This window comes from Sorangium sp. So ce426 (assembly GCF_051475585.1).
Classification (GTDB): Bacteria; Myxococcota_A; Polyangia; order Polyangiales; family Polyangiaceae; genus Sorangium; species Sorangium cellulosum_B.
The window spans coordinates 13,075,749-13,092,433 of the sequence record NZ_CP150341.1; the positions used below are offsets into that span (position 1 = coordinate 13,075,749).

Annotated in this window: 16 protein-coding genes; 12 read left to right on the forward strand and 4 right to left on the reverse strand. The window is 69.7% G+C overall.

Annotated features, from left to right (window positions below; all coding sequences use genetic code 11):
* Positions 1 to 66 precede the first annotated feature (66 nt).
* On the reverse strand, positions 67 to 1,257 hold the full coding sequence (locus WMF44_RS49200) for a glycosyltransferase (RefSeq protein ID WP_437296967.1): 1,191 nt from the start codon (positions 1,255 to 1,257) through the stop codon (positions 67 to 69).
* Between the two features lie 203 nt (positions 1,258 to 1,460).
* Complete coding sequence (locus WMF44_RS49205; protein WP_437296968.1) at positions 1,461 to 2,603, reverse strand: acyl-CoA dehydrogenase family protein; 1,143 nt, start codon at positions 2,601 to 2,603, stop codon at positions 1,461 to 1,463.
* A 116-nt stretch (positions 2,604 to 2,719) separates the two neighbouring features.
* Between WMF44_RS49205 and WMF44_RS49210 the strand changes: the two genes are divergently transcribed.
* Positions 2,720 to 2,899, forward strand: a complete 180-nt coding sequence (locus WMF44_RS49210; protein WP_437296969.1) for a hypothetical protein — start codon at positions 2,720 to 2,722, stop codon at positions 2,897 to 2,899.
* On the opposite strand, the gene WMF44_RS49215 is transcribed toward WMF44_RS49210, so the two are convergent.
* Entirely contained in the window at positions 2,867 to 6,283 is a 3,417-nt protein-coding gene (locus tag WMF44_RS49215; protein ID WP_437296970.1) for a hypothetical protein, read from the reverse strand. The two genes, WMF44_RS49210 and WMF44_RS49215, sit on opposite strands and share 33 nt — an antisense overlap.
* A gap of 1,009 nt (positions 6,284 to 7,292) precedes the next feature.
* Here WMF44_RS49215 and WMF44_RS49220 point away from each other — a divergent pair.
* The 6 genes from WMF44_RS49220 to WMF44_RS49245 all read left to right on the forward strand — a co-directional run bounded on the left by WMF44_RS49220 (position 7,293) and on the right by WMF44_RS49245 (position 11,940).
* A complete protein-coding gene (locus WMF44_RS49220) occupies positions 7,293 to 7,778 on the forward strand; it encodes a hypothetical protein (protein ID WP_437296971.1) in 486 nt (161 codons plus the stop codon).
* Positions 7,779 to 7,817: 39 nt separating this feature from the next.
* On the forward strand, positions 7,818 to 8,273 hold the full coding sequence (locus WMF44_RS49225; RefSeq protein WP_437296972.1) for a hypothetical protein: 456 nt from the start codon (positions 7,818 to 7,820) through the stop codon (positions 8,271 to 8,273).
* Positions 8,270 to 8,572, forward strand: coding sequence for a hypothetical protein (locus WMF44_RS49230; protein ID WP_437296973.1), 303 nt, complete (start codon positions 8,270 to 8,272; stop codon positions 8,570 to 8,572). The genes WMF44_RS49225 and WMF44_RS49230 overlap by 4 nt, the downstream gene beginning before the upstream one ends.
* Before the next feature lie 1,111 nt (positions 8,573 to 9,683).
* Positions 9,684 to 10,469 carry a 2OG-Fe(II) oxygenase gene (locus WMF44_RS49235; protein WP_437296974.1) on the forward strand — a complete coding sequence of 262 codons (786 nt, stop codon included), beginning with the start codon at positions 9,684 to 9,686 and terminating at the stop codon, positions 10,467 to 10,469.
* A gap of 67 nt (positions 10,470 to 10,536) precedes the next feature.
* Positions 10,537 to 11,139, forward strand: a complete 603-nt coding sequence (locus tag WMF44_RS49240; RefSeq protein WP_437296975.1) for an alanyl-tRNA editing protein — start codon at positions 10,537 to 10,539, stop codon at positions 11,137 to 11,139.
* A 48-nt stretch (positions 11,140 to 11,187) separates the two neighbouring features.
* Positions 11,188 to 11,940, forward strand: a complete 753-nt coding sequence (locus WMF44_RS49245; protein WP_437296976.1) for a hypothetical protein — start codon at positions 11,188 to 11,190, stop codon at positions 11,938 to 11,940.
* Here the strand turns inward: WMF44_RS49245 and WMF44_RS49250 are convergent.
* A complete protein-coding gene (locus WMF44_RS49250; protein ID WP_437296977.1) occupies positions 11,915 to 12,544 on the reverse strand; it encodes a LysE family translocator in 630 nt (209 codons plus the stop codon). The genes WMF44_RS49245 and WMF44_RS49250 overlap by 26 nt on opposite strands.
* A 617-nt stretch (positions 12,545 to 13,161) precedes the next feature.
* Between WMF44_RS49250 and WMF44_RS49255 the strand changes: the two genes are divergently transcribed.
* The 5 genes from WMF44_RS49255 (at position 13,162) to WMF44_RS49275 (ending at position 16,535) form a co-directional block, all read left to right on the forward strand.
* The gene (locus WMF44_RS49255) at positions 13,162 to 13,935 is read left to right on the forward strand and encodes a phosphoenolpyruvate--protein phosphotransferase (RefSeq protein WP_437296978.1); all 774 of its coding nucleotides are present in this window, start codon (positions 13,162 to 13,164) and stop codon (positions 13,933 to 13,935) included.
* 335 nt (positions 13,936 to 14,270) lie between these two features.
* The gene (locus WMF44_RS49260; RefSeq protein WP_437296979.1) at positions 14,271 to 14,735 is read left to right on the forward strand and encodes a hypothetical protein; all 465 of its coding nucleotides are present in this window, start codon (positions 14,271 to 14,273) and stop codon (positions 14,733 to 14,735) included.
* Between the two features lie 244 nt (positions 14,736 to 14,979).
* Positions 14,980 to 15,408: a hypothetical protein gene (locus tag WMF44_RS49265; RefSeq protein ID WP_437296980.1), complete on the forward strand. Its 429-nt coding sequence runs from the start codon at positions 14,980 to 14,982 to the stop codon at positions 15,406 to 15,408.
* 28 nt (positions 15,409 to 15,436) lie between these two features.
* The gene (locus WMF44_RS49270) at positions 15,437 to 15,772 is read left to right on the forward strand and encodes a hypothetical protein (protein WP_437296981.1); all 336 of its coding nucleotides are present in this window, start codon (positions 15,437 to 15,439) and stop codon (positions 15,770 to 15,772) included.
* A gap of 196 nt (positions 15,773 to 15,968) precedes the next feature.
* Positions 15,969 to 16,535: a cytochrome c maturation protein CcmE gene (locus WMF44_RS49275; RefSeq protein WP_437296982.1), complete on the forward strand. Its 567-nt coding sequence runs from the start codon at positions 15,969 to 15,971 to the stop codon at positions 16,533 to 16,535.
* Positions 16,536 to 16,685 lie beyond the last annotated feature (150 nt).

Below are 16,685 nucleotides of genomic sequence, written 5' to 3' on the forward strand. Positions count from 1 at the left end.
CTCGCTGCTCCGGCCCCCTCTCGCCGTGCCCGCGCCCGGGGAGCAGCCCGGGATCCCTCGTCCCCGCTACCTGGCGGGCGATCGCAGGGAAGACGGCTCGTCCGCGGCCACCAGCGCCGTCCCGGGCCCGATGTGGAACGCGTTGCCTCGCCAGGAGACCCGCCGGTTCGAATAGGCGTTCAGCCAGCAGAAGAACCAGCACAGCGTCCGGAGCGGCTCCACCGCCACCAGCGCCAGGTTGGAGCGCGCCGGGCGCAGCATCCTCAGGGCCAGGAAGGCCCCCAGGCTCTGGAGCGTCCAGGCGAACAGCCACATCTCCAGCGCGAGGCCCGTCGGGTTGAGCAGCAACGTGAGCCACGCGATGAGCAGCGGCGAGTTGAGCGGCTCCGCGGCGAAGCAGCGCGGAACGAGCGTGCGCCGCATCTTCGCCCAGCGGGTGTGTCGATCCAGCATGCGCGTGAGAGAGCAGCTCGTGTTGCGGTTCTCGATCGGATCCAGGCAGAGATCGACGACGAACCCGCACGCGCTGAAGCGCTGTCCGAGCATGTCGTCCTCCGCCAGCACGTTGGCCACGCTCTCGAACCCTCCCACCCGCGCGAGATCGACCCGCCGCATCGCCATCGATTTGCCCACGCTGATCGACCGCCCCGCGAGCTCGGCGGCGGCGACGACCCCGGGCGCGATGAACGCCCCGAGCTGCGCGTTCTCGACCACCGCGCCGAGCGTCCGCTCCCCCGTGCCCACGACGACGCTCGAGACGAGCCCCACGCCCGGTCGCATCAAGATCGACAGCAGCGAGCGGAGGTAGTCTGGGCGGACACACACGTTCGCGTCCGAGATGACGAGGACGCTGCCCTCGGCTCTGCGCTCGAGCTCGAGGAGCTGCGCCACCTTCGGGTTCAACGCCTCGCTCGGATCCGTCAGGCAGAGCCGCGCCTTCAGCTCGGGGTGCGCCGCGATGAAGGCCTGGATCACCGGCACCGCCCGGTCTTCTCGCGAGGCCACGCCGAAGACGATCTCGTAACAGGGGTAATCGAGCCGGGCGAAGGATTCGAGGTTGTCGACGAGCCCGTCGTCGACGCCCGCGACGGGCTTGAGGATGCTGACGAACGGGGTCGCCCCGGATGGTCGCCACGCGTCGACCGGCGCCACGAGCCGGTGCCGCGCGATCCTCCAGAGGAAGGAGGTTTGGATCGTCGTGTAGATGATGGATGACAGCGCCGTCGGCGCGACCGTCGCCAGATCTCCCCAATCCATGGATGGCCATGCTGATCGAACCGCGTGGCGTCTCGATGGCCGGACCGCAAACCCAGCGCTGACTTTTCGCGACCGAGGTGTGACAGCCCCTCATCGCCACGACACACCGCGATGGCCGGCACGAACTCGAGGTGTTACGTGAGATCCGTCGCCGACACACCCGCGCCGAGGTAACGCGAGCCCATCGGCGCGGCCGGGCAGCGTCAGCTGATGCGGCCGATGAGCTCGCGCGTGATGTTCTTCTGGTGCGACTCGAGCGTGCCGCCGCCGATCTCGAGCAGCTTGGCGTCGCGGAAGAACCGCTCCACCTTGTACTCGGTGCAGTAGCCCCAGCCGCCGAGCACCTGCATGGCGTTGTCGGCCACCTCCTTGCCCACCGGCGCGGCGAAGAGCTTCGCCGCGTCGGTCCCGAGCCGATTTCTCCGCTCGGGGCTGACGTTGCGCGCCACCGCGTAGATGAGGGCGCGCGCCGCCTCGGTCTTGGCGTAGCTCTCCGCGATGTAGCGCTGGATCTGCCCGTGCTCGGCGATGGGCTTGCCAAAGCTCCTCCGCTCTCCGGCGTACTGGATCATGATCTCCAGACAGCGGTCCGCGATACCCAGGCTCATGGCCGCGAGCGTGAGGCGCTCCAGCTCCAGGTTCCTCATCATGTTGCGGATGCCGCCCCCCTCCTGGCCGAGGACGTTCCAGGCAGGAACGACGCAGTCGTCGAAGAGGAGCTCGCTCATCGTGCTCCCCCGCATTCCCATCTTCGGGGTCTTCTCGTCGGTCGAGAACCCGGGGAACCCCCGCTCCACGACGAAGGTCGTGACCCGGCCCTCGATGGTCGCATAGACAAGGAAGATCTGGGCCTCCGGGGCGTTCGTGATGAGCGCTTTGCGCCCCTTCAGGATGTACCGATCCCCGTCGCGCCGGGCGAACGTCTTCATGCCGAGGACGTCTGTCCCGCTCGTCGGCTCGGTCATGCCCATCGCGCCGATCCACTCGCCGGAGAGCACCTTCGGCAGGTACCGCGCGCGCTGCTCGTCATTGCCGGCGTGGAAGAAGTTGTTCACGAACAACATCGCGTGGGCGAGGTACGCGAGCGTGAACCCGGGATCGCTCTTCGCGAGCTCGTGGTGGACGATCACCGCGGCGACCGCGTCCATGCCCGCGCCCCCGTGCTCCGAGGGCACGGTCACGCCGAGCAGGCCGAGCTCGCCGAGCCGCCGCATCAGGGGAACGTTCAGGGTGGCGCTCCGGTCGTGCTCGTCGGCCTGCGGCTCGACGACCTCACGGGCGAAATCCCGCACCATCTGCCGCAGCATCCGGTGCTCTTCCGTCGGGTTTTCCAGATCGCTTGCCATTGCGGAGGATGACGCGCTCATCGCGGCCCAACGTAGCACGCGCGGCCGCGCATCAGCGATGGGGTGGCACGCTGTTCGCCTCGTCCCTGGACGGACCGTCATCGAAGGGGGCACGAATGAGAAGCTGGACCGATGTGGTGCTCTGGAGCGTGGTGCTGGTCTCGCTGCTGACCTGGCTGCTCGCCATGGTCGGTGTGCTGGCCGTGCACCCGTGGACCCCCGCGCTCCTCGTGATCGCCGCCGCCTTCGCCGTGACCGGGATGCTACGGAAGATGCCCGGGCGGCCGCGGCTCTGAGCCGGCGGGAGCGGCCGCGGCGCCCGGCGGCGCGTCCGTCGCTGTCGCTGGCGGCGAGGGCCCGTCCTGGCAGCACCGGACGCCGGTCGAGTAATCGAGGTAGCTCCTCGGGTGGGCCGTGATCAGCGCCTCGCAGCCTGCGCGGGTCGAGCGCGCGTAGAAGCCGCCGGCGAACGCTCCGCCCGGCTCGTTCACCCACTCATCGAGGTTGCCCACGAGATCGTAGACCGCGTCGCTGCCCCAGCGGCTCCTGCACCGCGGGCTCCCGCCCGTCTCCCGGAGCAGCGGCTCGCGGGCGCTGCGCACGCGGTTCAGCCGGGGATCCAGGTGGCCAACCGACGCATTGCCGTGGAGCAGCGCGGCGGGGTGCGCCGGCCGGTAGACATTGCACGCGCCCTCCTCGAACGTGTCGCCGTACGGGTAGAGCGTGTCGTCCTCGCCGCGGCACGCCGTGACGAACTCCTCGACCGAGCAGAGCCGCTTGCCGGCCGCGGCGCAGGCGCTCTCGGCCACGAGGCCGGTCACGTAGCCGCTCGGCCGCACCCCGGACCGCGAGCGGGCGAGGGCGGCGATCGCCTGGCCGCGCTGCCAGGGGGCGAGCAGCGGCAGGGGGAAGGCGCGCGCGTGGACGTCGCCGATCCGCCGCAGGCCGGTCGACCAGTCGGCGAGGGTGAGCTCGAGCAGGTTCGGGGTCGACGGGTAGTCGGGCGAGAGCGCCTGTCCGGTGGCGCCGTCGACGAGCATCGCCTCGAAGCGATCGACGCAGAAGCGGCCGCCGTCGATGGCCACCATGTCGGCCGGACACGCGGGCGCGCCCGGCAGCGCGGCGGCGGGCGCCTCCGCGGGCTCTCCTGCGGCCGGGCGCGCCGCGCCCGCGCTCGCGGGCAGCGCGGGGCGAGCGACGCCGGCTTCGGCCTGCGCGTCGAGGCCGCTCACGGCGCTCCCGAACCACCGCAGGCTGCCGTCGGAGGCCCAGACCGCATCACCCACCACGCACGCGCCGGGCGCCGCGAGCTCCGGGACGGTCACGAAGGCGCCGGGCGCCGGGGCCGGGACCGCGCGCCGCGCGGGCTGCCCGTCGACGCAGAGCGCGCCGGTGTCGTCGGCCGGCCAGGGCTGCGACGCGAGCTCGGCGCCTTCGTCGTCCAGCCACACAACGTGGCGCCGGGCCGCGTCGCTGAGCAGCGCGCCCCCCTCGGGCAGGGCGACGAGCCGCACCGCGAGGTCGCCCTCGGCGATCGGCAGCGAGGTCGCGCGCGCCGCGCCGGGCCGGCCGAGCGCGTCGATCGAGAGCGCCACGACCCTGCGCGGATCCGCGGCGCTCACGCCGGCGACGATGGCCCCGCCGCCGCGGCGCTCGCATGCGTCGAACCCCGCGCGCACCGGCGACGCGATGGTGAGGGCGGGCGGCGCGCGGCCTGCGCCGTGGGGATCGGGCGCGACGGGCGCGACGGGCGCGACGGGCGCGACGGGCGCGAGCCCGCCCTGAGCGCCGAGCCCGGTGAGCGCGCCCGAGGCGTCGATCCCGGTGATCTGGAGCCTGTCGCCGAGCACCTCGAGGAAGAGCCCGCGCTCGCGGCCCCCGACGAGCGCCGTGCTGTCCTCGTGCGCGCGCCCCCGCAGCGCGGGCACCACGAGCGGCTCGGGCAGGAGCCGCCCCACGTCGGTCCTCGCGAGCCACCAGGACGACCCGATGCGCGCGGCGCGCCGCCTGTCGGTGGGGCGCTCCGGCTCGCCGATCGGCGTGGCCGGCGCGCCGCCGGCGGCGCCTGCCGGCGCTGCGCCGCCGCTCTCCGGCGCCGCCGCCGCGGTGACCAGGGCGCGCGCGTCGAGCCGGTGGAGCTGCCCCGCGGCGAAGGCGAGCCCCTCGCCGTCCGTCGCGAGCGCGCCCCACGCGATGCGCGCGCGCCGCGCCGGGAACGGGTCCGGCTCGCGGCGCGGCTGCCCGTCGGCGCGCGAGGCCGAGAAGAGCCCGCCGGAGATCGTCTGGAAGTACGCGCGATCTCCCGCCCACGCGGCGAGCCCCGGATCGTACCCCGGCTGCCCCGCGGCGCGCCGGGCGCCGCTCGCGGCGATGCGCTCGAGGGCGCCGATCTCGGCCGGCGTGACCGGGGTCGCGTCCGCGAGGCGCGCCGGATCCACGGCGCAGACCGCCCTGGGCGCGGCGCCGGCGGCCAGCCGCTGGAGCGAGGGCGCGACGCGCGTCGCCTGGCAGGCCCCGTTGCGGCCGGTGATGTCGACGACAACGGCGCCCGCGCTCGCCGTCACGAGGCGCGGATCCTGGTGGCCGCGCAGCGCGCCGTACTCGAGGTCGCCCTCGACAACGACGGCGCGCCGGCCCGGATCGAGCTTGCCGTCCTCGCCGAGCGAGGCAAAGGCGATCTGCGCGCTCCCGAGCCACGACGTGCTCGTCTTCTTCGAGCTCACCGCGTAAAATAAGAGGTCGATCGCGCCTGGCCGCCCGCCTGCGTCGATCAGCCCCATGCCGTCGAGCGGCGGCCGGAAGCGCAGCCCGGTGGGGGACGACGTGGCCGCGATCCCTTCGGACGGCGAGACCCAGCGGAGCCGCACCTCGACCTCGGGCGGCGGGTCCGGCCGCTTCGGCCGGTGCGCGGGGCGCGTGGTCTTCGTGGGCCGACCGTCGCGCCCGCGGTGCTCGCCGCGCTTCTTCCGCGTGGCCTTGCCGCTCGCGCCGGAGGTCTTTGCCGGCGGCTTCGGCTTCGCCACCGTCGCCTTGCGGCCGGGGGCCTTGCGCGCGGGCTTCGCCGCGGCGGAGCGCTCGCGCGCGGCGCGCTGGGCCGGCGTCGTGGCGCTGCCGCGCGGCGCGGCCTCGGCGAGCTCGAGCAGCGCGACGCGCTCGCCCACGGCGGCCATCGCGTGTGCTCGGATCGGGGCGCACGTGCGCGGCGCGGCCGAGGCCTCGCCGGGGAGGATGGCCGTCACGCAGAGCTCGCCGCCCTGCGAGGTGAGCAGCGTGGTGGTCCCGTCCGGGGAGGAGAGGGCGCCGGCGAGGTCCTCGTCGAGGAGCAGGTGCGGCGGTCCGAGCTCGCCGGTGGCAGCGTCGAGCCGCCTGACCCAGCCGGCGCGATCCGACGACAGCTTGGAGAGGAGCAGCACCGAGCGGCGGTCGAGCGACGGCTCGATCGTGAACGGGAGCGGCTGCACCGTCGCGGTGCCGAGCGGCGTGCGGCCGGGGGGAGCCACGCTCGCCAGGGGGGCCACGGCGGCGCCGATCGAGGGCGCGCTCTCCGAGGCGGGGGCCGGGGCCGGGCTTGTGCCGGGCGCGTGCGCCGCGGTGCCGGTCTGTGCGGGCGCGTCCCGCAGGGAGCCGCCGGAGCAGGCGCCCGCGCCGCAGGCGAGCGGCACGAGCAGGGCAGGGAGCACGGATCGGGGGGAGAGGGGGGATCGGGGACGACGCATCCTTCGCTCGCGCTCGGGTCTCCTTGCCCGCGTGGCTGCCCGGGGCGGCCGAGCCTAGCGCGGGCGCCGTCCGCACGCTCGCGGTTGGTTCGGAAATGGCAGAGAGGCGCCAAGGGGCGCGAGGTCCAGGGGAGATGGAGTCCAGTACAAAAAAGGTCTATCTAGAGCGCGCCGATGCGACAGGGAATGTCGTCGTCACAGAGCTCATCGCAGGTGAGAGCCCCGTCGTCCGAGTGGCCGAGACCTGGTTCCACCCTCAGGGGGCGGTCAACAATCCGATCGAGGCACCATGGGTCCGGCGCGCGTGCTGCACGTGGCTCACAATGGCGGCATGGTGGACCATTAAAAGGAAAGGGAGCCGCGTTCGCGTCGCTTATGACGCGCTCCCTCCCTGATTCCTTAAGCATGGGCCGCGCCACGGACCGAAGCTTGCACGATTCATAAGATTGCGTGCAGCGCTCCTCCGTCGTTGGTCCTCCACGACAGATGCAACCTAAGCTCTCGTTCCGTCCGGGTGCAACCCAGGCTCCCGGTTTGAACCGTTCCCCACGCCACCAGTCCGTGCCCGGCGCAGGTTGACGCCGAGCGATCGCTGCAGGTACCGTCGTCGCGTGCTGTGGGGGCGCCATTGTTATGGGTGCGCCGGATGCCTGACTCCACGCCTTTCGCTGTCGGCGCAGTCAAGGCGGCGGGTAGCCCTCCTGCGCCCGGCCGGCGCGATGGCGCGGAGGTCAGCGACCTGCCTGGTCACGAGCGCAGCGCGTGCGACGCTCACCGGGGTACCGACATGCAGGCCGGCCAAGAGCCCGGCGCGTCCGATTCCGCGGATGCCACAAGGACGGATCCTGGGGGCGCCGAGGCTGCCGGATTGCTCGGCCTCCGGAGGGGCGCGTGTGTGGTTGCGTTGGTTGGCTTCAGCGGGGTCGACAGCGCAGTGGACGACCTGGCGCGTCTCCGGCGCCGGAGGTGCGTGATGCGACGATACGGCTCGTTGTTCCTGCTCGCCCTGCTGGCGTGCGTCCTGCCCGAGGACGGTGCGTCCGTTCGAGGGCAAGCGCGCATCGGGTCGATCGGCCCTGGCGCTGGGGTGATCGAGGCACCGTACGCAGGGGAGATCGAGGGGGGTCCCGAGAGTGCGACACGGGAGGAGGACGAGCAACTCGATCGATGGTTCGCTCGTGAATCGGTGGTCGTCATCAACGGCGAGGTCATCGACCACGAGGAGATCGCGGCGCGCCGCCGCGCCGCACGCCGCGAAGCAGCCCGAAACGACCTCCCCGGACGGCTATCCAGCGCCATCAGCGAGCAGATCAGGGGGCTGAAGATCCTGGCCTTCAAGATGAGGCTCTGGGTCGAGGGGGTGCGCTGCGACAACAAACGGTTCACGTCGCCGCCACCTGCGCCGGCGGGCCGCTGCCTGGACGGAGCTGAGGACTGCGACGACGCTGCTCGGAGGTGACCGGCGTTCTCTCGCTGTTCGCGGGACGTGGGCTGGGTGATGGGTATGCGCGTTAAATGGACGAGAGACATTCTTCTCATCTGGGAGATCGTGCGCAGGATACGGCCTGGCGGCTTGTCGGCCGAGGAGCGGCGCGCTCTGGCTGAGAAATTTGGCGTTAGCGAAGAGGTGGTGCTGCGTTATGAGCGCGCGAGGGCCATCTACAATGTGGAGATAGCCGACAAGCGGTGGCGTGAGGCCAGGCGAGAGACGCTCTTCCGGATGACGGAAGGCGGAAAGGCGTTCGAGCTGGAAAAGTATCCAGATGAGCTGGAAGCGACGTTGGAGAGGTTGACGGATACGGAGCCCGAGAACGACATCACCCGCGAGCTCCGTGACGCTGGAGATGCGATCAGGGCAGAGCTCGGCCTGCCCCCCCGTACCGCCCGAAGATTGCTCATGAGCCCCCACCCGCGGATGTACCCGAATGTTCGGTGTCGACCGGCTCATATTTGAAGGATTTGCGCTGGATCGGCGTCATCGACGTGAATGCCGCCGTGGTCGGGATCCACCACCGCGAACTCACGCTGGAGCTCGGTCCGAGCCTCGACGTGTTCGCCGTGCTGCTCTGCGCCGATACGTGGTGCCAGCGTGAGCACGGCCTGGCGCCGGCCGTGCATCTGGGCGCGATGCTGTTCCCGGCACCGGAAAGGCGGCTTGGCGGCAGAGGCACCGTACATACGGCGTATATCCCAGGCATCGCCTGGTCCGGGATCTCCATCAGCATAGCCGTCGAGGGCGTCTATCGCTTTTGATGGGAATCTCAGCGCGCGTCGCCTTGCAGGCCCCGACGATGTGGGCTCACCTCGTGCAGGAGAGGCCTTTACGCCAGCACCTCGCGGCTCGGGCACTCGTCGTCACCTGGAAGTCGTCGAGCGTGCGCGCCTGGGCGACTACTGGTCGTGCGCCGTCTCGACCGGGCCACCGAGCGCGCCGGCGAGGTTGCATCCATCGGTGTGCTACGGGGCGTGGGGGGGGACGCCGTCCGGCCTGCGGCGGGGCGTGAGGGGATGCCGGCTGGCGTGCCTTTGGGAGGAACAGCACCGAGCGGCCGTCGCGCGACGGCTCGGTTAGGAGGAACGGGAAGGGCTGTACCGCCGCCGTGCCGAGCGGTGTGCCGCCGCGCTCGCGAGGGCGGTCGCGGCGGCGCCCGTCGAGGGCGCGCTCTCCGAGGCCGGGGCCGACCTGCCGCCGGGCGCGTGCGCCGCGGTGCCGGTCTGTGCGGGCGAGTCTCGCAGGAAGCCGCCGGAGCACGCACTCGCGCCGCAGGCGAGCGGGACGAGCAGCGCAGGGGAGCACGGATCGGGGGGATCGGGGACGATGCGTCCTTCGTTCGCGCGTGGGTCTCTTGTCCGCGTGGCTGCTCGGGGCGGCGGCCGAGCGTCGCGCGGGCACCGGCCGCACGCTCGCGGTTGGTCCGGAAATGGCAGATAGGACGCCACGAGGGGCGAGGTGCACCGATGGTGGATCGCGAGCCGCGATTGTGGGCCTCCGGCTGGAGCGTGGGTCAGGAACACCTGGATCCCAAGCCGCGAGAACCGAACGAGCGAGGGGACAGCCTCCGAAGCACCCGATGTCCGGGCCCAATGTCAGGGAGGTCTGACGCTCCATGCCGGGCCCGGATGCCGAGCCACTCAGCTCAGCTGGTATGCGCGCAGCGGAGCGAGCGCTCGCGCGGCAGCGGTGCCGGACGACCTCTGAAAGATACGACGAACTCTTGCGGTGATTCGTACGTCTAGCTTCGTTCCAGGTCCTCGCGGTGACCTCGCCCGGAACGTTGCGGGAAGAGAGTCTTACCTAGCTCCTGTCTACAATGTCCCAGGTCGACGCCGATGTCGAACATGGAAACAGGCCTGGGGGGAGCACATGAAACCCGCGGTAATGGTCTCGAATCTGCTGAATCAAGAAGGGCTCGTCGCGTTGATGGGTGGCGAGGTCGTTGCGCTGCGCGTCCCGAATTTCTATCCGGAGGATATCTGTGTCCAGGTCGCTGCCCGGATGCGAAGATCTGATATGTATGGGAAGTATGTGAACGCGCCTGAGATCGCTCGCGTCGGTCAAGCGTTCTTTGAGTCTGTTGCGTCGGCGCAGCTTCGGAGTATTTACTACGCAAGGGCCGTCGAATGGATTCGTGAGATGCGGCTGTGCTGCGAGCCGTACCTCAGCCCGATCGATAAGCTTCGCCTCGTTCTCGACGAGATCTGGCCAAGTGGATCGAGGCTTGGAACCCTGCAAGGAAAGAAGATGTTCGTCGGGTTGGCTCGTTTCTTCGGCACAGGCGTGGGCGCCGAGCCGCATCAAGACGTCCTCGCCTGGGACGCGCCGGGAGTTGAAGAGGCTGAAAGGATTGAGGGGCAATTTGCGGCGAATATCTACCTCAAGATGCCTCAGGGCGGTGGTGACTTGCTGATCTGGCCGATGACGCTGTCCCGCGAGGAGTACGAGCGTGCGGGAATCTTAGGAAGCTACGGGATTCATGGATCGATCTTGGCACACGATCCCGTCCGCATCTCTCCCAGGACGGGAGAGCTTATCCTGTTCAACTCGAACCTCGTCCATGCGGTCGAAAAATCCCGCCAGGGCGAGCGCGTCACCTGGTCCTGCTTCGTGGGAAGCCAGGGGGTCGACCACACGTTGATGATGTGGAGCTAGGCGGGGGATGGAATCTATTACAAAGAAGGTCTATCTAGAGCGGGCCGATGCGACAGGGAATGTTGTCGTGACCGAGCTCATCGCAGGTGAAAGCCCCGTCGTTCGAGTGGCTGAGACCTGGTTCCACCCCCAGGGTGGTGGTCAAAAGTCCGATCGAGGGACCATCGGTCCGGCGCGCGTGCTACACGTGGCTCACAATGGCGGCATGGTGGACCACTTCGTAGACTCGCTCGCGGGCCTATCCGTCGGAGGAACCTACGGCTTCGCAGTCGACTCCGCCTGGCGAAGGCTGAATTCGGTCTACCATTCGTCCGGGCACCTGATCGCCGGGGTGCTGGAAAGTCTTCAGCATGGATTGACCGCTGTGGCCGGTCATCAGTGGCCAGGAGAAGCGCGCGTCGAGTTCGAGGGGCAGGCGGAGGCTTCGGGCTTTGCTGGACTTGCCGCAGAGCTATCGACACGCCTGGGAGAGATCCTCTCGAAGCCCATCGAGGTCAAGGTGATGGGTGATCCGTACAACTCGCGAGCGATCCAGATCGGGGACTTCTCTCCGATACCTTGCGGTGGAACCCACGTGCGAGCGCTGTCCGAGATCTCCGTTATACGAGTCCTGAGCATCAAGAGGAAAGGTAACCGTGTTCGCGTCGCTTATGACGCGCTACCTCCCTGATTACTGAATATGAGCCGCTTGACGGACCGAAGCTTGCGGCGTGGGGTCGTGAAGCTGTCGTGCCCTGATGGCGCCCAGCAGCTCCGTCTGGTGGCCGGTGACGTCGTATTTTGGATCGACGGGCTCGAGCACCGCTTCAAGAGCGTGCTGCACAGCGAGCTCATCCAGTTCATCGCGAGCCTCCATCCTGAAACGGCCTCGCTGGAGGCGATCTTCGCTCATTTTCGAGCGGTCTATCCCGTCGGATCTCCAGCGAGCCTCGAACGGACAATTCATAAGATCGTGCATGGGGCTCGGCAGGATCTGCTGCGCGCTGGCTTGGCGCTGCAGGTGATCCGCAATGTTCGCGGGCTCGGCTATCGTCTCGCTGAAGGATGGAGAAAAGAGGATGAGATCGACAGAGAGCGCCTGTTTCGCGCCGAGATCGAAGAGCTGCGTGCACTGGCCAACCGTTGTATTGTCTACATGGACTCCAGGCCCATCGTCGAGAACGCGGCGGAGCTCTTCTACCTGGACGCCGAGCGCCACGTCGTGCAAGAGAATTTTGCTCATTTGTACTCGATTGGATCTCAGATGTTGCTCAGCCTGGCCGAGCCGGCGTTCGTGCCTGACATCCTCGACATCAAGCGCGAGTTGTCTGTGCTCATGAGCTACGTGGTGTTCTGGCGGGTAGGGCACCGCATCACCGAGGAAGCCTGGCGCGTTGACTATCGGCGAGAGATCGCGAAGTGTATAGAGGACGTCGAGATGAGGATCCGAAAGATCGAACGGTTCCTCACGCCATCGCGCCCACCCGGATAGCTAGCGCGATCAGCAGAAGCCCCATGGTGCGATTGAAGCCGAGCTCGTGCTCGAAGAAAAATCTTCGGGCTCGCGGCCGAGAGAGCGCCTGAGCGACGAAAGAGAACCAGCAGAGGAGCGTCAGAATTATCGCAGCAACGAAGCCTGCGCGGACAGGCGCCGGCAGCGCCTCTCGGAGCACCAGGGCGAAGAAGCTGACCCAGAACAGGATCGCCTTCGCGTTGAGCACATTGGCCAGGAACCCTTCGAGCAGCGGGGAGCGCAGCGCGCTCTCCTTGCCGCGATAAGGCGGTTCCTGATGCGGGCCAGGAGGCGGCGCGGTTCTCTTGGAGAGCAGCAGGCGGATCCCCAGGTAGCTTAGATAGACGGCCGCCGCCCACACCAGGGCAGTGTAAACATGAGGAGAATTCGCGATGACGGCCCCCACCCCGAGGTTCGCGACGAGGATGTGCAGTGAGTTGGCCAGCGTCACGCCCGCGGCACAAAGCAGTCCGGCTCTTCGCCCACGGGTGAGGCTGTTCTTGACCGTGACGGCGAAATCTGGCCCCGGTGAGACAAGGGCCAAGAGGAATATACCGTACGCGTGAACCAGGGGCGCGAGCATTTCGCGGGCTCCATGAAGCCAAGCCACTTGAGGGTCAAGATCGGTGGCCGTCCTGCCCCTTGACACGCTAGCTTGTGCAGCGAGCAGGCATCGGACAAGCTCGGCTGCATCTGCATGAGCAGTAATCCGTGCATCATGTCGTCCGCTCGCTCATGGAAACCGCGGACGTCCGGTACACACGTGCTCGTGTTCGACCATCGCGTGATGGGGCGAGTCGTGCCGGATATCGCCATGATGAGCGTTCCGGTCGCTCTGGGGCACGCGGGCCCGTTGGGGCCCCGCGGAGCCGCTGAGGGCGGACGCAAACGCCGGTAAGCGATCGTCCCGCGCCAGCGCGCGGCGGGCGGCTCGCCGGCGCTCCGTGGTGGTGGAGATCGGGAGCGCGACCCCTCCGGGGTGCGGCGGGGCGTGGGGACGCCGGCCGTCGTGCGCCGGGGCGTAGGGGGACGCCGGCCGGCGTGCGGCGGGGCGTGGGGGGACGTCGGCCGTAGTGCAGCGGGCCGTGGGGGGACGCCGGCCGTCGTGCTCCGGGGCGTGGGGGGACGCCGGAATGCTGCGCTGCGTCGAAACCATGCTGCCGCCTTGCCTGGCCATCGGCGGCCCGATAGCCAGGTCTGATGGGAAAAGCCGCATTTCTCGCCCGCCGGCTCACGCCGAGCGGGTGCATTGTTGCAGGTACGAAGCTCGCCGCTCACCGGGAGGCCCTGAAGTCGAAGAAGATCAAGCTCGCTGCCAAGGTCGACGCAGCGGTCCAGTCCGTCATCGCGTCCACTGAGGCCCTCGAGGCGCTCGGGAGCATCGACGCCACGATGGTGGAGATCGATCGCGGCACCGACCGGTGCATCGGAGCGTTCAGCGGCCAGCTCGCCAGCATCGAGCGCGCGTTCGATCACGACGACATCCTGCCGCTGACGGATGACGAGGCGGCGCGCCGCCGCGATGCGCTGCTGGTGCGCTCGGAGGTGCTGTCGTCGGGCACCGACTTCATCCGCCTCGTCTACTCCCAGCAGTGGGTGCGCATGAGCGCGATGATCAAGGCGCTCGAGGGCAAGGACGTGAAGGCGGCTGTCGAGCGTCTCGGCCTCTCGGCCGAGGTAGGCCGCCTCCAGCGCTGGACGGAGCTGTACGGCAAGAAGCTCGGCGTCACGGAAGCGAAGGCCGCGGATCCGGCCGTCAAGGCGGTCGAGGCGTGGCACGAGGCCTATGGCACGCTCCTGGTCCAGGCCCATGCCGAGTACGACGACGACAAGGACGAGACACACGCGCTCCTGCGCGACCGGCTGCTCTCGCCTTACGAGGACGCGGCGGAGGAAGAGCGGCGCGCCGACCAGCGGGCCCGCGCCGCCAGCGCCAGGAAGAAGGCCGACGTCGAGCCCGACCCGATCGGATAGCGCTGCTCCTCGCGTACCCGCCCGCAGGCGACCGGCCATCCCACCCATTGCGCGAGGACGGCGCCGTTCGCCGGTTACCTCGCAACGCCGCTTCACGCCCAATTCCAGGTGACATTTCTCTCAGGTTCGCCCCGCCTGCCCCGCACGAGGGTCGAGCGGACCGAGCGAGCTACGGCGGCAGGAGTCCGCCTGGCCGTGCGCCCCCACCAGCAGACGAGGGGAGCCAGGCGCAGTCTGGTGCTCGGTAACCTTCTCTTATCGCACGCCAGACCGTCCTCGGACGAGGCGACGCCGCAGCGCCTCTCCGCATCGTGAGACTGAACTAGACTCCGGGCATGCCTGACCCGGATCAGCCCCTCACCAACGACGACGAGGACGATGACCTGCTCAGCGAAGAGGACGAGGATCTGCTCGACTGGGCGTCCTGGGCCACGCTCTACGCCGTCGGCTACATCCGCATCCTCGCCGACGCGTTCGAGCGCGGCGACGCCGATCTCCAGGTGGATCCCTCGGCGTGGGAAAACACCCTGATCGCCGCCGAGGGGGCGATGTTGGAGCACGTCCGCGGTCGCCTGCACGGGCCTACAACCATCACCGTGGAAGACGTCGAGCGGATGCGGCGACTCCGCGGACTAGGCTCCGCTGCGCTCTCGAGCGGTGAGCGATCGCCCGAGCTCTACCCGCTCGCTCTTCGGTGCATGGAATCTCTGTTCGGACCGGGCTGGAAGCGCGTGTCGCGGGAAGCCGCGTTCCACGCGCGCGCTCTCAATCAGGAGTTCCACCCTCGTAGCCGCACTTAACGGGAACTCCGGCGATGAACACACAGATGTCTCCGTTTTTGTAATAGTACCAGCTATGCCGAGCGGCCGTTCGTCGCCCTCCTGCTCCGCGCCCTCCACGTTCCCGTTCGCGACTTGGAGGATCCCCTCCAGACGGTGCTCCTCGGCGTCTGGCGCCGCGTCCGAGCGCGCCGCGCCCGAGCGCGCCGAGCGCGCCGAGCGCGCCGTGGCCGGGCACAGCGGGGCCGCCGCGGACGGGCGCGCCGTGGCCGCGACCGTCGGGAGCGCTGGATCCCCGGCGGCTGTCGAGATCGCGGCCGCGGCGCCGTCACGCGCCCCCTCCCGCGAGGCGGCTCCGCTCAGCGAGCACGACGCGACCGACGAGAGCACGTTGCTCAGCAGCGCCGGCCGTGCGCTCAGCGAAGGGAAGGCGACAGAGGCGCTCGATGTGCTGGCCTTGCACGAGCGGAATTACCCGCGCAGCCCGAGAGTCCAGCTGCGCGAGGCGCTGGTCATCCAGGCCCTCGTCCAGGCCGGGCGGCGCGCCGACGCCCGCGCGCGCGCCGAGCGGCTCCGCGCGGCGTTCCCTCACACGCTGTTTCTCCCCGCCATCGAGGCGGCTATAAGCAGAGCCCATGAGGGGCCCAGGCAGGGTGCCGCGCCAGCGCCAGGAGGAGCTCTGACACCGCAATGAGCGCCATCCAGCGCCGTAGGACGATGCCATGATGCAGGCGCTGGACGTGCTGATGCTCCTTCTCGGGCTGTCCACCCTCGGCGTGGCCCTGCTTGGCCTTCGTGCCCTGCTGCAGCGCCGGTGGGGTCGTGGCAGGACGCTCTGCCTCATCGCCGTGGCGGGAGGCATCGGGTGCGGCGTGTTGCCCTTCGTGGTCGCGTCGGGCATCGCGTCGAGCAGCGTGGATCCTGCGACCAAGGCCCGGCTCCTGGCGGAAACCGTGTCACGGTTGATGAACTGCGGGGCGGCGGGGCTCCTCGCGCTCCCGCTCGGGGGCGTCGGTGCGCTGGTCAGCCTCGTCGGCGCGTGGAGATCGCGCCGCTGAGCAGGCGAGAGGGGCCGGTGAGCTCCGACCCTCCGCGAGCGGGCGCGCGGGGTCGTCGGGTCCGCTCGCGAGGGAGAACTCCGGTCGGGCTGTCCGCCGCAGCGCCCAAACGGGAGGACGCCGCCGGCCGGACCCGAGGCCGTGCAGGTGGTGCTCGACCGTCCGCGGGGCGCGGGCTAGCCTGTACCTATCCACGATGAGCAAGAAGCTGGACGACGAGTTGGCCCAGGCGCTGTCTCTCGCAGAGCAGCAGGATACGCCCGCGGTGGTGAAGCCGGCAGCGGCGAGCCCGGCCCCGAAGGCGCGCCCGTCGCGCAGCCTCGGCCTGCTGGCGACGCTGCTCGTCATGGTGGGCGCGCTCGTCGCCCTGTTCCTCGTCGGCTTCAAGGAAGCGGCCGTCTACGCGACGCCGGTCGACCAGCTGCTCGCGTCGAAGGACAAGCTCACCGGCCGCAAGGTCCGGGTCGAGGGCGAGCTCGTGCCCGGCACGCTGGTCAAGCGCGATTCGCCCTGCGAGTACCGCTTCCAGATCCACGGCACGCAGGCGCCGCTGCCCGTGCGCTACGCCCAGTGCGTCATCCCCGACACCTTCCGCGACGTCCCGAGCGGCGGCGTCCAGGTGACCGTCGAGGGCACGCTCTCGCAGGGCGGCGACTTCGAGGCGAGCCTCGTGATGGCCAAGTGCACCTCGAAGTACGATCCCAACTCGCACGAGATGAAGGGCGGCGCCCAGCCCGGCGAGGGCCCGCTCTCGCTCAACTGAGCGCTTCCCGCCCGAAGGCGCCGCCGCGCGCGGCGCCGGCACGCCCACAGGCGCCGCCGCGCGCGGCGCCGACACGACCGGATCCCTCTCCCCGCTCCCCGGCAAGCCGCCGACTGGCTCGCTCGCGGGACCTTGAGCCTCCTCGACAAG